General features: G+C 70.9%; 13 protein-coding genes. 8 read left to right on the top strand and 5 right to left on the bottom strand.

From position 1 onward, the window contains the following. Nucleotides 1-108 precede the first annotated feature (108 nt). Nucleotides 109-612 (bottom strand): Lrp/AsnC family transcriptional regulator, encoded by a 504-nt coding sequence (locus tag H343_RS0116215; protein WP_028432012.1) that lies wholly within the window; start codon nt 610-612, stop codon nt 109-111. A 134-nt stretch (nt 613-746) separates the two neighbouring features. Here H343_RS0116215 and hppD point away from each other — a divergent pair, with 134 nt between their 5' ends. Continuing rightward, nucleotides 747-1,916, top strand: a complete 1,170-nt coding sequence (gene hppD, locus H343_RS0116210) for a 4-hydroxyphenylpyruvate dioxygenase (protein WP_028432011.1) — start codon at nt 747-749, stop codon at nt 1,914-1,916. Between the two features lie 107 nt (nt 1,917-2,023). Next, nucleotides 2,024-3,391, top strand: coding sequence for an FAD-linked oxidase C-terminal domain-containing protein (locus H343_RS0116205; protein WP_028432010.1), 1,368 nt, complete (start codon nt 2,024-2,026; stop codon nt 3,389-3,391). A 99-nt stretch (nt 3,392-3,490) separates the two neighbouring features. Here H343_RS0116205 and H343_RS0116200 read toward each other — a convergent pair whose 3' ends face one another. Then, nucleotides 3,491-3,967 carry an SsgA family sporulation/cell division regulator gene (locus H343_RS0116200; protein ID WP_028432009.1) on the bottom strand — a complete coding sequence of 159 codons (477 nt, stop codon included), beginning with the start codon at nt 3,965-3,967 and terminating at the stop codon, nt 3,491-3,493. 385 nt (nt 3,968-4,352) lie between these two features. Continuing rightward, the gene (locus tag H343_RS35295) at nt 4,353-4,514 is read right to left on the bottom strand and encodes a hypothetical protein (RefSeq protein WP_158679568.1); all 162 of its coding nucleotides are present in this window, start codon (nt 4,512-4,514) and stop codon (nt 4,353-4,355) included. Nucleotides 4,515-4,666: 152 nt separating this feature from the next. Here H343_RS35295 and H343_RS0116190 point away from each other — a divergent pair, with 152 nt between their 5' ends. The 4 genes from H343_RS0116190 to H343_RS0116180 all read left to right on the top strand — a co-directional run bounded on the left by H343_RS0116190 (nt 4,667) and on the right by H343_RS0116180 (nt 8,857). Next, nucleotides 4,667-5,581, top strand: a complete 915-nt coding sequence (locus H343_RS0116190; RefSeq protein WP_028432008.1) for a Scr1 family TA system antitoxin-like transcriptional regulator — start codon at nt 4,667-4,669, stop codon at nt 5,579-5,581. After that, entirely contained in the window at nt 5,538-5,675 is a 138-nt protein-coding gene (locus tag H343_RS35950; protein ID WP_078505708.1) for a DUF397 domain-containing protein, read from the top strand. The genes H343_RS0116190 and H343_RS35950 overlap by 44 nt, the downstream gene beginning before the upstream one ends. Before the next feature lie 533 nt (nt 5,676-6,208). Continuing rightward, the gene (locus H343_RS0116185) at nt 6,209-8,014 is read left to right on the top strand and encodes an RDD family protein (RefSeq protein ID WP_486586919.1); all 1,806 of its coding nucleotides are present in this window, start codon (nt 6,209-6,211) and stop codon (nt 8,012-8,014) included. 126 nt (nt 8,015-8,140) lie between these two features. Next, nucleotides 8,141-8,857, top strand: coding sequence for an RDD family protein (locus tag H343_RS0116180; RefSeq protein ID WP_028432006.1), 717 nt, complete (start codon nt 8,141-8,143; stop codon nt 8,855-8,857). A gap of 58 nt (nt 8,858-8,915) precedes the next feature. Here the strand turns inward: H343_RS0116180 and H343_RS30960 are convergent, their stop codons facing one another. Then, on the bottom strand, nt 8,916-9,260 hold the full coding sequence (locus tag H343_RS30960; protein ID WP_037903895.1) for a hypothetical protein: 345 nt from the start codon (nt 9,258-9,260) through the stop codon (nt 8,916-8,918). Between the two features lie 314 nt (nt 9,261-9,574). Between H343_RS30960 and H343_RS0116170 the strand changes: the two genes are divergently transcribed. Further along, on the top strand, nt 9,575-11,962 hold the full coding sequence (locus H343_RS0116170; RefSeq protein ID WP_028432005.1) for an immune inhibitor A domain-containing protein: 2,388 nt from the start codon (nt 9,575-9,577) through the stop codon (nt 11,960-11,962). A gap of 389 nt (nt 11,963-12,351) precedes the next feature. After that, a complete protein-coding gene (locus H343_RS35945; protein WP_051265372.1) occupies nt 12,352-12,630 on the top strand; it encodes a hypothetical protein in 279 nt (92 codons plus the stop codon). 34 nt (nt 12,631-12,664) lie between these two features. Here the strand turns inward: H343_RS35945 and H343_RS0116160 are convergent, their stop codons facing one another. After that, complete coding sequence (locus H343_RS0116160) at nt 12,665-13,255, bottom strand: isochorismatase family protein (RefSeq protein ID WP_028432004.1); 591 nt, start codon at nt 13,253-13,255, stop codon at nt 12,665-12,667. Nucleotides 13,256-13,292: the final 37 nt, after the last annotated feature.

Here is a 13,292-nt window from a genome sequence, read left to right as displayed (position 1 = left end):
CCGTCACTTCCCTCACCACCACCGGCGCCGCCACCGCGAACGGCCGCGCGGCGGGCTTCCCGGCGGTCCGGCGGCCCGGCGGCACCCCTGCCGTGCCGCGTACGGCCGTCAGAGCTGGTCCTGCCCCGTTTCCTCCGGCGCACGCGCCGCACCCGCGGCCTGCCGGACCAGCGGGACGATACGCAGCGGTACCGGGTTCTCCATGACGATGGCCGTCGAGGCCCGCACGATGCCGCCGTAGCCGACCACCCGGTCGATCACCCGTTGCAGGTCGGCGTTCGAGCGGGCCACGAGCCGGCAGAGCATATCGCCGTGTCCCGTCGTCGTATGCAACTCCAGCACTTCCGGCACCGAGGCCAGGTGCGCCCGTACGTCCGCGCCCTGGCCCTGTTTGATCTCCAGGGTGGCGAAGGCGGTGACCGGATAGCCGATCGCCGCGGGGTCGACGTCCGGGCCGAAGCCGCGGATCACGCCTGCCGTCTTGAGCCGGTCCAGCCTGGCCTGGACGGTGCCGCGTGCGACGCCGAGGCGCCGGGAGGCTTCCAGCACCCCGATCCGCGGTTCGTCCGCGAGGAGTTCGAGGAGGCGTCCGTCGAGCGGGTCGATGCCCATGGTTTCCCTTTCGGCGACCGGTCTGCTGCGCACCTTGCACAGATCGTCCGGCGTGGGCCAGAGGTTACTGTGCAGCTTGTCCAGTGAATACGCGAAGTATTGCGCACCTTGTGGATCGGCGGGAGCCTGAAGGTATGACTGAGACCACCCACGCAGCTCCCGACACCGCCCGGCAGGGCTCCGCCCCGGCACACGCAGGGGACGCCGACTCCTTCCCGGTGAAGGGGATGGACGCGGTCGTCTTCGCCGTCGGCAACGCCAAGCAGGCCGCCCACTACTACTCCACCGCCTTCGGCATGAAGCTCGTCGCCTACTCCGGCCCGGAGAACGGCAGCCGTGAGACCGCGAGCTACGTCCTCGAATCGGGCGCCGCCCGCTTCGTCCTCACCTCCGTCATCAAGCCCTCCACCGACTGGGGCCGCTTCCTGACCGAGCACGTCGCCGCACACGGCGACGGGGTCATCGACCTGTCCATCGAGGTGCCGGACGCGCGCGCCGCCTACGAACACGCGGTCGCCCAGGGCGCCGAGGGCCTCACCGAGCCCCACGAGATCAAGGACGAGCACGGCACCGTCGTACTCGCGTCCATCGCCACCTACGGCAGGACCCGCCACACCCTCGTGGAACGCTCCGGCTACAGCGGCGCGTACCTGCCCGGCTACACCGCCGTGCCGCCCATGGTCGAGCCGGGCAAGCGCAACTTCCAGGCGATCGACCACTGCGTGGGCAACGTCGAACTCGGCCGGATGAACGAATGGGTCGCCTTCTACAACAAGGTCATGGGCTTCACGAACATGAAGGAGTTCGTGGGTGACGACATCGCGACCGAGTACAGCGCGCTGATGTCGAAGGTCGTCGCCGACGGCACCCTGAAGGTCAAGTTCCCGATCAACGAACCCGCGATCGCCAGGAAGAAGTCGCAGATCGACGAGTACCTGGAGTTCTACGGAGGCGCCGGCGTACAGCACATCGCGCTCGCCACGAACGACATCGTCTCGACCGTCCGCGCCATGCGTGCCGCGGGTGTGCAGTTCCTGGAGACCCCCGACTCCTACTACGACACCCTCGGCGAGTGGGCCGGCGAGACCCGCGTCCCGGTGGAGACACTGCGCGAGCTGAAGATCCTCGTCGACCGCGACGAGGACGGCTACCTGCTGCAGATCTTCACCAAGCCGGTCCAGGACCGTCCGACCGTCTTCTTCGAGATGATCGAACGGCACGGCTCCATGGGCTTCGGCAAGGGCAACTTCAAGGCCCTCTTCGAGGCGATCGAGCGCGAGCAGGACAAGCGCGGCAACCTCTGACGGGCGCCGCGGGCCGCCCACCGGCGCCGCGGTACCCGGCCTGCCCCCGCACCTGCCCGCCACCGCCGGGACTTCCCGCCCCCGCGGGCAGGTGCGAGGGTGTGAGCATGAGCGAGCTGACCGCACGGCTGAGGGACGGCCTCCCCCGCGACGCCGTCCTCACCGACCCGGATGTCACCATCTCCTACGCCCGCGACATGGCCGACTTCTGCGAGTCGGGCACGCCCGGCGCGGTCGTACTGCCGCGCACCGTCGAAGAGGTCCAGCACGTCATGCGCACCGCGACGGCCCTGCGCGTCCCCGTCGTCCCGCAGGGCGCCCGCACGGGGCTCTCGGGCGCGGCGAACGCCTCCGACGGCTGCGTCGTGCTCTCCCTGGTGCGCATGGACCGCATCCTGGAGATCGACCCGGTCGACCGCACCGCCGTCGTCGAGCCCGGAGTCGTCAACGCGGCACTCTCCCGCAGGGCAGCCGAGGACGGCCTGCACTACCCCCCGGACCCCAGCAGCTGGGAGGAGTGCACCATCGGCGGCAACATCGGCACCGCCGCCGGAGGTCTGTGCTGTGTGAAGTACGGGGTCACCGCCGAGTACGTGCTCGGCCTGGACGTCGTACTGGCCGACGGGCGGCTGATGTCCACCGGCCGCCGCACCGCCAAGGGCGTCGCCGGCTACGACCTGACCCGGCTCTTCGTCGGTTCCGAGGGCAGCCTGGGCGTCGTCGTGCGCGCGGTGCTGGCCCTGCGTCCCCGGCCGCCCCGACAGCTCGCGCTGGCCGCCGAGTTCCCCTCCGCCGCGGCCGCGGGCGACGCGGTGTGCCGGATCATGGAGAGCGGCCATGTGCCGTCACTGATGGAGCTGATGGACCGCACGACGCTGCGCGCGGTGAACGCGCTCACCGGCATGGGGCTTCCCGAGTCGACGGAGGCGCTGCTGCTGGTGGCGTTCGACACCGCGGAGCCCGGAGAGGACCTGGCGGCCGTGGGCGCGCTGTGCGAGGCGGCCGGCGCGAGCGAGGTCGTACCCGCCGAGAGCCAGGCGGAGTCGGAGCTGCTGCTCCAGGCGCGGCGCAGTGTGCACTACGCGCTGGAGGCGTTCGCGAAGACCACGATGATCGACGACGTGTGCGTACCGCGCTCACGGCTGGCCGACATGCTGGAGGGCACCGCGGCGATCGGCGAGAAGTACGGGCTGACCGTCAGCGTCTGCGCGCACGCGGGAGACGGCAACACCCACCCCACCGTCTGCTTCGACCCGGACGACGAGGACGAGACGCGCCGCGCGCACGACGCCTTCGACGCCATCATGGCGCTCGGCCTGGAGCTCGGCGGCACCATCACCGGCGAACACGGAGTCGGCATGCTGAAGAAGGAGTGGCTGGCCCGTGAACTGGGGCCGGTGGGGCTGGAGATGCAGCGCGCGGTGAAGAACGTCTTCGATCCGCTGGGACTGCTGAACCCGGGCAAACTCTTCTGAACTCGCCTCGCCGGCAGCACGGTTGGCGGAGTGCCGCTGAGCACGCCGTCCACGGGCGCGGCGCGGGGCCCGGCGGTGCGGGACGCCGCGCGGTGCTCCTCACCTCTCGGCGTCACCGGAATCGTCGGAAGGCATGGGGTCGTGCAGGCAGACGTCCCCGCCGGCCGCCCGGTCGAGCAGCGCCTCCAACCCCGCCTCCAGGCCCAGCACTTCGCCCTCCCGTCCCGGCTCCACGGCCCTCAGGGTCCGCTCCAGCCAGCGTGAGACCACCGCCGAGGGCATCTCCAGCAGGGCGTCGCCGTCCGGCGAGGACAGTGCCACACAGATCAGGTCGCGCCCCTGCACCTTGGCGGGCCACGTACGCACGTCGCCCTCGCCGCAGGGCCGGAAGACGCCCTCGACCAGCAGTTCACGTGCGAAGGTCCAGGTGATGGTGGAGCCGGGGTCGAGGTGGAACGCGATATGGACGGCGTAGGGATCGTTGGCGCGGTAGGCGAGCCGTGCGGGGACGGGAAGGCTGCGCTCCGGCGAGAGCACGAGCCTGATCTCCAGTTCGCATTCGACGAGGATGTCCATGGGAGCGCCCTTTCGTGATCACGTGATCAGTCGCGCAGCCGGCGGTGGCGTGCACTGGAAGAGAGGGCCCAGGCCGTGTTTCCTCACGCGTCTTCGCTGCATTCCTGCTCCGAGGGCGTCCGCGTCCAGTTGGAGGGCAAGTTCCCTGCCCCGTCCGGTAGATGAGGACACTACGCTTCAGGGCCGCCCCTTGCCGAGCGTCTGCGGAGCACATACGCCACAAGACGACACGGCTGTCGACGGATTCGGGGGCCCGGGGCGCAGAATCGGCCGGAAGCAGTAGCTGCGTCTCCTGCGGCGCCGCGGAGAACGGGCCGGGAACGGGCCGGTGCGCGGCAGCGGCCCGGAAGCCCTCGTCTCCGCCCGGGCGCCCTTTGGTCCGCCCTCACGCGGTCCGGGGCACCACCGAGGCGTCGGGGGGAGGCCGCCGGCGTGCCAGGTGCCTGTCGACCTTCTCGATGAGCGCGTCGGCGCGCCTGTTCAGCTCGTCGGCGGTGGGCAGATCTTCGCCGCCTTCCCGCTCGGTTCCCTCCGGACTGGCTTCCACAGCTCATTACCTCTCCGCTGTCAACAGTGCTGACTCTCCGTCCGTCAACAATCGGCCCGTGCGCGTATCGTCATAAGGGTCGGCGGCTTTACGGCACGATCCGTAAACAAGGGAGTGAGCTCATGGCCAACGACCTTGATCCGGCGGCTTCCATGGCGGCGCTGTTCGGGACGCGACTTCGGCGCCTGCGGGTGCGTGCGGGGCTGACACAGGCCGAACTCGGCAGGAACGTCCACGTGGTGGCCGCGCGTATCGCGCAGGTCGAGCGCGCGACGGGGCACAAGCCGACAGTCGCCCTGACGCGTTCGCTCGACGAACTGCTCCACGGCGACGACCTGCTCATGGACCTGTGGCCCCACGTCCACCGGGAATCCTTCCCCGACTGGTCACGCCGCTTCATGGAGCTGTCCGAGCACGCGACGGAGATGCACCAGTACGCGGCGCACGTCGTCCCCGGGCTGCTGCAGACCAGCGACTACGCGCGGGCGCTGCTGCGGGTCGGCCGGACACTGCGCACCCCGGAGCAACTCGAGGAGCGACTGCGGGCCCGGATGGGCCGGCACGGTCTCCTGGACGGCCCCGGCGGGCTCGACCTGTGCGTGGTGCTGGACGAGTCGGTGCTTCGGCGCCCGGTCGGCGGTCCCGGGGCGATGCGCGAGCAGTTCGCACGGCTGCTGGAACCGGTGGAGGGACAGCATGTGACGGTCCAGGTGCTCCCGTTCAGCAGCGGTGAACACGCGACGCTCGGCGGGTCGCTGAGCCTGCTGACGATGCCGGACGAGACGGACGTGGCCTACACCGAGGGCGCGGAGACCGGACAGCTCGTCGAAGACCCGCGTGACGTGAGGAGTTACGCTCGGACCTACGATCGGCTGAGGGCACTTGCATTTCCCCCTGGCTTGTCAGCAGAGCTGATTCGAGCTGCGATGGAGGAAAACGACCATGATTCACGTATCCCTTCCCGGTCCCGGCGCCGCCGCCTGGCGCAAGTCCAGTTACAGCAATCAGGAGGGGGGCGACTGCGTGGAGGTCTCGGACGGGATTCCCGGCGTGGTTCCGGTCCGTGACAGCAAATGCCCCGACGGGCCGTGGCTGATGGCGTCGTCGCGCTCGTTCGGCGTCTTCGTCTCCGCCGTGAGCCACGGGAAGTTGTCCGTCTGAGAAATCGTCCGTCCCTTCCGCGAGAGCGGGGACGGGCCCGGGCCTCCCGGCGGTGCCCCGGCGAAAGGCCCCGCGCCTGCGAACTGCAGGAAGGGGCGGCGGAGATCGTGGCGGCTGAGGCCCGCGGCCGGCCCGCCACGGCACCACAGGCCGTCCCCCGTCACTCCGGACGGGGGCAACCCCGTCGACAACGTCATTCGGACGAGTGATTTGGTTTTTCTGTAAGCACTGGTGTCCGAGTTCCCGGGAATCTTCACAGCGGAGTGCCGGTTTCCCGCGGCACGTTCGGACCCGGCACCTTCCCCCGGGGCCTCAACGGCCCTCCCCACGCCCGGTCGTCTTCTTCCGATCCCTGCGTTCTTCGTTAATGTCTTCCTTGGACGGACGGAGATACGCGCCCCGGCCGCCGAGGCCGGCACGACGCGCGGCCCGGTGTGAGAGCAGGGGCGTACCCGCCCCTGCCCACGCAGGCGCGCGATCCCGCGATCGCCGTTCCGGCAGGGCGGACAGGTCGAGTGTGCTGGTGATGGGAGTTGGCTGCATTGATCCCCGACGGCGGTAGCGGCGGAGGAGCGCCCCGCGCGGGCTTCTACCCGGACCCGTCCATTCCCGGCTACATCCGTTACTGGAACGGGAGTTCATGGGTGCCGGGCACCAGCCGTCCCGAACCCCGCGAGGGTGAACCGATGCCTTCGCCGCCGTCGGCGGCCGCGGCCGCCTCGGCGATCTCTGCCGGCCCGCCCCCTTCCCGTAAGGAACCCGCCCCGGCGGAGGAGACCGGCCCGGTCTTCCTCGACGAGGACGCCGGCCCGGATACGGGTGCGGGCGCCGGCCACGGCGCGGCCGAGGGCGCCGGCCGGGTTCCGGGCGCGCGGGAGGGCGGGTCGCTGCCCGAGGTGCGCCCGCGCGGCGAGGTCGCCCCTGCCGCTTCCATCGACTGGGACGACCCGGGCCGGCTGCACGGACTGCGTCCCGAGCCCGCCTCCGCCTGGCAGGCCGACGCCGCCCGGCAGACCGGTTTCGCCGGGCAGCGCGAGGAGCGCGTCTCGTGGGGCCGCGGCGAAGGGGGCGAGGGGGAGCCCGAAGGTACGGCCGCCCCCGCCGACCCGCGCGGCGGCTGGGGACGTGACGGCGGAGAGGGCCGTGCGGACAGCGGCGCGGACGGACGGACCACCAGCGGCGCGGGTTCGGGCGCGGCGGGCGGCCCCGCCGCGTCGCCGCCGGCGGACGGCACGTTCCAGATGCGGGCCGTGAGCCCGGAGGCGCTCAGGAACGCGGCGCAGGAGCAGTCCGGCAGCGGGGGCGCGCAGCCGCCCGAGCACACGGTGGGGCTGCGGCGCCCGGACGTGCCGGGCCTGGGGAAGGGCGAGCAGGGGCCGTCACCGACGGCGCCCGCCGTGCCCGGCCCTCCCGCCCAGCCGCAGACGCCACAGCCGCCCGCCCAGCCGCAGACGCCACAGCCTCCCGCCCAGCAGCAGACGCCACACCCCCAGGCTCAGACGCCCCACGCCCAGCAGGCGCCGCAGATCCCCCCTCAAGCCCCGCCCCCGCACGGCGGGTTCGCGCAGAGCGCCCCCGCTCAGCCCGCTCAGCCGGCCGCCCCCGCCTCGTACTCCGCGGGTCAGCAGGCCGCGCCCCGTGCTCCGGAGGCGCCGCAGCAGCCTTCGTGGGCCCAGCAGGTCCAGGATCTGGCAGGGCGCGGCGCCGGTCCCGAACAGCACCACCCCTCCGGGCAGCCGGGCCCGCCGCACGGGCAGCACGGTGCGGGTCCCGACGCCGTCACCCCCTGGCGTCCGCCGGTTTCGGACCCCTTCCTGCAGGCCGCCGCGGAGCAGGACGCCCGGCCGGCCGCTCCGGGGAAGCGGTTCGGAGCGCGCGTCGTGGACGGCCTGCTCACGTCCGTCGTGGCCGTCGGTGTGGGCTTCCCCTTCGCCGGTCAGGCCGTGGACCACATCGAGCAGAAGACGGAGGCGGTCAGGCTGGCGGGCGAGACCCGGACGGTCTGGCTGCTCGACGCCACGACGGGCGGCTATCTGGCCCTCGTCCTGGGCGCCCTGATCCTCTTCGGCGTGCTCTACGAAGTGCTTCCCACCCGCCACTGGGGCCGCACCCTGGGCAAGAAGCTGTTCGGGCTCAAGGTGCTGACCATGGACCAGCAGGAGAGGCCGGGCTTCGGCAGCGCCTTCCTGCGCTGGCTGATCCACGGCGCTCTGTCCGTGCTGCTGATCGGCGTCGTGAACGTCCTGTGGTGCGTCTTCGACCGGCCCTGGCGCCAGTGCTGGCACGACAAGCTCGCGGGGACCTTCGTCTCCGGGGACTCGGGCGAGATCCGTCTCTGACTCCGGGATCCGGCGCCCGGAGGGGCACCGGAACCCGGCGGGCGCGGCCCCGTACCCGCCCGGCGTGCGTCACCCTGATGACGCACGCCGGATGCGAGGCCGCCCGCCCCGCGTTCCACTCGGCGCATGAGCACGGACGAGCCGGACCACGACCCTTTCCGCAAGCGGGAGCAGCCGGACGACCGACCGGGCGGGCAGGACGAGCCGGGTCGGCCGGGCGGCTCCGGCGACCCCTACGGCAGCCGCCCTCCGCCCTCCTACGGCGGCGGCCCCTACGGCAGCCCGTCCCCTCCCGGCGGCCCGGGCGGGGATCCCTACGGCAGCGGCACGCAGGACCCGTACGCGAGCGGCCCGTACGCCGGCAACCCGTACGGGGACCGGGCCGGCGCGGGCGATCCGCTCGCGGGGATGCCGCCGCTGGCCTCCCGGGGCAAGCGGCTGCTCGCGCGGATCATCGACGCGCTGATCATCGGCATTCCCGTCGGCATCGTCGTCGCGCTGGCGCAGGGCGGCTGGGACGCGGGCGACAACGACGCGACCTATGCGGGGCAGGGCGTCTACACGCTCGCCTACCTGCTCTACGAGGGCTTCATGCTGACCAGTTCGGGCCAGACGGTCGGCAAGAGGCTGATGAAGATCCGTGTCGCCGTGCTGTCGGACGGTGCGGTGCCCCGGGGGATGCCGGGCTGGATCCGCACGCTCGTCTACCATCTGCCGCCGCTGGTGCCGTGCGTGGGCTTCCTCTTCTGGCTGTTGAACGTGCTGTTCTGCACGTGGGACAAACCGTTCCAGCAGTGCCTGCACGACAAGTCGGCGAAGACCGTGGTCGTCGCGGCCGACTGACGGGAGGCGTGAGGTGCGGCCGTTGGAAGGACAGGGCGCGCGGGCGCGGCGCGGCCCCTCAGGAACGCAGCGAGGGCTCCGCCACGCGCCGGGCGGACGGTGCGGGCCGTCCCGCCGCGGAGTGCGGGGAAGGTGTTGCGCCGCTGTGGAGGTGGACCCGGGAGGCGGCGGGGGCCGCCGGGGCGCGCCCGGGGGCCGTCCCGGCGCTCCGGCGGGTGCCCGTGCGGCGGGCGGAGGCATCGGGGACGCTGAGGGCCACGAGCACGCCGAGCACGAGTGCGACCACTGCGATCACCGCCACACCGGGGCCCGACGGCGCCTTGGAGAGGAAGAGCATCGCGAGTGTCGAGCAGATGACGGTGACCGAACCGTAAGCGAACTGTGCGGGGGTCGGACGCGGCATGGCGTGATCCGTCCTCGGGAGACATGTCGGGGGGTGTGGGACCGGCACGTGGACCGGCACAGAAGTGCTCTTTGAAATGACTCTACGATCCGGGATGCCCGGGCCGACACCACGGTAAGCGTGAGCTGACCCACGGTGCCGTTGCACGGGGGGCGCACTGTCGCACACCGACATCGGTGTCCCAACTGGCGGACACCGAAAGCGACTTCCCGGATCTGTTCGAATCTCTGCCCCAGGGTCTGTCTTTTCTCCCTGTGCTCCTGTCGAATACCTCTCGTCACGACACTTTCCACTAAGGGGAGGGCACCTCAGAGGTGAACGGCAGACACAGATCCACGAGATCGAGAGCGGTCGCGCTGGCGACGGCAGTCGCGGCGATCGGCGCCGCGGCACTGATACCCGCGAGTGCCGCGCAGGCCCAACAGGCCTCCGGCCCGGACAAGTCGGCGTATCCGGCGGTGCAGTCCGGGCAGGCGGAGCCCGGCACCCCGGGACAGCGCCACGGCGGACACAGCGAGGACAACCTCGAAGGCCCCTTCGACAAGGAGCGGGACGAGCAGCGGCAGGCGGCCCTGGAGCAAGTGGCCCAGGGCGACGCCACGTTGGTCGAGCGAGGCGGCTCCAAGGTGGTCAAGCTCGACAGCGGCAAGTACGTCGAGCTGGAGCGGGAGAAGACCGACAAGATCTTCACCATCCTCATCGAGTTCGGTGACGAGGTCGACGAGGAGTACGGCGGCGACCCCGGCCCCCTGCACAACAAGATCCCCGCGCCGAAGCGCAAGGACGACAACTCCACGTACTGGAAGAAGGACTTCGACCGGGAGCACTTCCAGGACCTGTACTTCTCCGACGAGACCGAGGACTCGGTCAAGAGCTACTACGAGAAGCAGTCCTCGGGCCGCTACTCGGTCGAGGGCACGGTCTCCGACTGGGTCAAGGTCGACTACAACGAGGCCCGTTACGGCTCCAACTACTGCGGCTCCAGCAACTGCCCCACGGTGTGGGACGCGGTGCGCGACGGCGTCAACCAGTGGGTCGAGGACCAGAAGGCGGCGGGCAAGACCGACGAGGAGATCGCCGGCCAGCTCGAGGACTACGACAAGTGGGACCGCTACGACCACGACGAGGACGGCAACTTCGACGAGCCGGACGGCTACATCGACCACTTCCAGTTCGTGCACGCGGGCGAGGACGAGTCGGCGGGCGGCGGCGATCAGGGTGAGGACGCCATCTGGGCGCACCGCTGGTACGCGTACGGCAGCGACGCGGGGCGGACCGGTCCCGAGGAGAACAAGGCGGGCGGCACCGAGATCGGTGACACCGGCATGTGGGTCGGCGACTACACGGCGCAGCCGGAGAACGGCGGACTGGGCGTCTTCGTCCACGAGTACGGCCACGACCTGGGCCTGCCCGACCACTACGACACCAGCGGCGGCGGCGAGAACTCGGTCGGGTTCTGGTCGATCATGTCCGTGGGGTCCTGGCTCAACAAGGGCAAGAACGCCATCGGCGACTCCGCCGGCGACATGAACGCCTGGGACAAGCTCCAACTCGGCTGGCTCGACTACGACAAGGCGAAGGCCGCGACGAAGTCGAAGCACAAGCTCGGCACGCACTCGTACCAGACGAAGCACAAGCAGGCCGTCCTCGTCGAGCTGCCGGAGAAGGACGTCACCACCACGATCACCAAGCCCGCCCAGGGCGAGAAGCAGTGGTGGAGCGGCAGCGGCGACGACCTGCGCAACACCCTCGGCCGCAGCGTCGACCTGACGGGCAGGTCCGAGGCATCGCTGGACCTTCAGGGCTGGTGGGACATCGAGGAGAACTACGACTACCTCTACACCGAGGTCTCCGAGGACGGCGGCGAGAACTGGACGCCGATCGACGGAACGGCCGACGGTGAGCCCATCCCGAGGGACGGCAGCGACCAGCCGGCACTGCACGGCGTCTCGGAGAACTACCGCGATCTCTCCTACTCCCTCGACGAGTTCGCGGGGAAGCAGATCGATGTTCGCTTCCGCTATCTGACGGACGGTGGGGTGGCCCAGAAGGGCTTCGCCGCGGACGCGTTGAGCATCACGGCGGACGGCGAGAAGATCTTCGAGGACGACGCCGAGGGCGAGGACGACAACGGCTGGGCCACGAAGGGGTTCTCACGCATCGGGGAGTCCTTCACCAAGGCCTATCCGCAGTTCTACATCGCCGAGAACCGCAACCACGCGTCCTACGACAAGTCGCTGAAGTACGGTCCGTACAACTTCGGTTGGGCCTCCACGAAGCCCGACTGGGTCGAGCGCTACGCGTACCAGAAGGGCCTTCTGCTGTGGCTCTGGGACACCTCTCAGCTGGACAACAACGTCTCGGCGCACCCGGGTGAGGGCCTCATCCTGCCGGTCGACGCGCATGCCCGGCCGGAGAAGTGGTCCGACGGCGAGCCGATGCGCAACCGCATCCAGGCCTACGACTCGACCTTCAGCCGTTACCCCGCAAAGGGAATGAAGCTCCACAACGACGGCGAAGCGGCGAAGATCAAGGCGAAGCGGGGCGTAAGCGTCTTCGACGACCGCAAGGGGACGTACTGGTACGAGTCGAACCCCACCGCGGGGGTCAAGGTGCCCGACACCAACACCTCGATCAAGATCCTCAGGCAGCCCTTCTCGGGTAAGGTGATCACCCTCCAGGTGAGACCTTCCACAAATTAATTTGCATCGTTGCAGGTCAAAACATGATCGGCCGCTGCCCCCCTGGCGGGCAGCGGCCGATCGCGTTTAGATGCATGTGACGGGCCTTCACGGAGGCCCACCGGAACAGTCTCGCGGGGGTGTTGTTGATCATGGCTGGAGGCGGATTCGTCCAGCTGCCGGACGGAAGCGTGATCGTCGCGCTGACCTTGCCGGCGCCGGCCCGGCGCATGCACAGGCACGCCGGGCCGGAGACGGGGGAGACCACGGGCACCGGCCCGCAGGACGCGGCCACGGGCGGCCGTGCCCCGGCGCCGGACCCGGTGCGACAGGGCCGCAGGGGCGGCCCGTACGACGGCCTGCTGCCGCCGCGGCCGCGCTGGTCGGCACACGCGGACGAGGCGCACACGGTGCGTCACGGCACGCCGCGCAGGTACGGCGACGAACCACGCGTCCGCGTCCTGGTGCACTCGCTCAACCGGGCCCGCGCCCTGACCCGGCTGCGGAACCTGGGCATGCGGGCCGTCTACCTGCGCGGCAACGCGGAACCGCCCACAGCGGACGAGATCACCGCGGTGCTGCACCACCCCGACGGCCTGGTCTGGCGCACGTCCCCCGGCGACGACCGCGAGTCCTGGCACCCGATCGAGTCCCTGCTGCACCCCTCGGGCCGGGTGCGCACCGGCTGACGGCGGGCGGCTGAAGGCCGCCCGCCCGCTCAGCTCAGTCCCGGAGCACCGGCGTGCCCGAGAGCGTCACGCCGGCGTCGCGGAGCGCTTCCAGCGCGTGCTGCGTGGTGCCCGGGGCGACGCCCGCGGTGAGACTCAGCAGGACCTGGGTGCGGAAGCCCTCCGCGGAGGCGTCGAGCGCGGTCGCCCGTACGCAGTGGTCGGTGGCCACCCCGACCACGTCGACCTCCTCCACGCCGCGCTCGCGCAGCCAGTCCGCCAGCGGGGTGCCGTTCTCGTCCGCGCCCTCGAAGCCGCTGTAGGCCGCGGTGTAGGCGCCCTTGCTGAAGACGGCATCGACCGAGCCCGCGGCGACGGCCGGGGCGAAGTTCGGATGGAACCCGATGCCCTCGGTGCCGGCGACGCAGTGCGGCGGCCAGGAGTGCTCGAAGTCGGGGTTGTCGGAGAAGTGCCCGCCCGGCTCGATGTGGTGGTCGCGGGTCGCCACGACGTGGTCGTAGCCGGTGGAGGCGTCGCCGATCAGGTCGGTGATGGCGGCTGCCACGTCCGCACCGCCCCTGACCCCGAGGCTTCCGCCCTCACAGAAATCGTTCTGCACGTCTACGACGATCAGTGCCCGCTGCATGGGTGCGCCTTTCGGGGGGTCAGGGCGGTGTGTACGG

Source organism: Streptomyces sp. TAA204 (genome assembly GCF_000424965.1).
The sequence above is the reverse complement of the archived record's forward strand: the minus strand, read 5'-3'. Positions and strand labels throughout refer to the sequence as shown.

Bases quoted from the DNA above. Each gene is read 5' to 3' on its own strand.
- H343_RS0116160 (WP_028432004.1), bottom strand. From the start codon at position 13,255: ATGCAGCGGGCACTGATCGTCGTAGACGTGCAGAACGATTTCTGTGAG.
- H343_RS0116205 (WP_028432010.1), top strand. From the start codon at position 2,024: ATGAGCGAGCTGACCGCACGGCTGAGGGACGGCCTCCCCCGCGACGCC.
- H343_RS0116200 (WP_028432009.1), bottom strand. From the start codon at position 3,967: ATGGACATCCTCGTCGAATGCGAACTGGAGATCAGGCTCGTGCTCTCG.
- H343_RS0116180 (WP_028432006.1), top strand. From the start codon at position 8,141: ATGAGCACGGACGAGCCGGACCACGACCCTTTCCGCAAGCGGGAGCAG.
- H343_RS0116215 (WP_028432012.1), bottom strand. From the start codon at position 612: ATGGGCATCGACCCGCTCGACGGACGCCTCCTCGAACTCCTCGCGGAC.
- H343_RS30960 (WP_037903895.1), bottom strand. From the start codon at position 9,260: ATGCCGCGTCCGACCCCCGCACAGTTCGCTTACGGTTCGGTCACCGTC.
- hppD (WP_028432011.1), top strand. From the start codon at position 747: ATGACTGAGACCACCCACGCAGCTCCCGACACCGCCCGGCAGGGCTCC.
- H343_RS0116190 (WP_028432008.1), top strand. From the start codon at position 4,667: ATGGCGGCGCTGTTCGGGACGCGACTTCGGCGCCTGCGGGTGCGTGCG.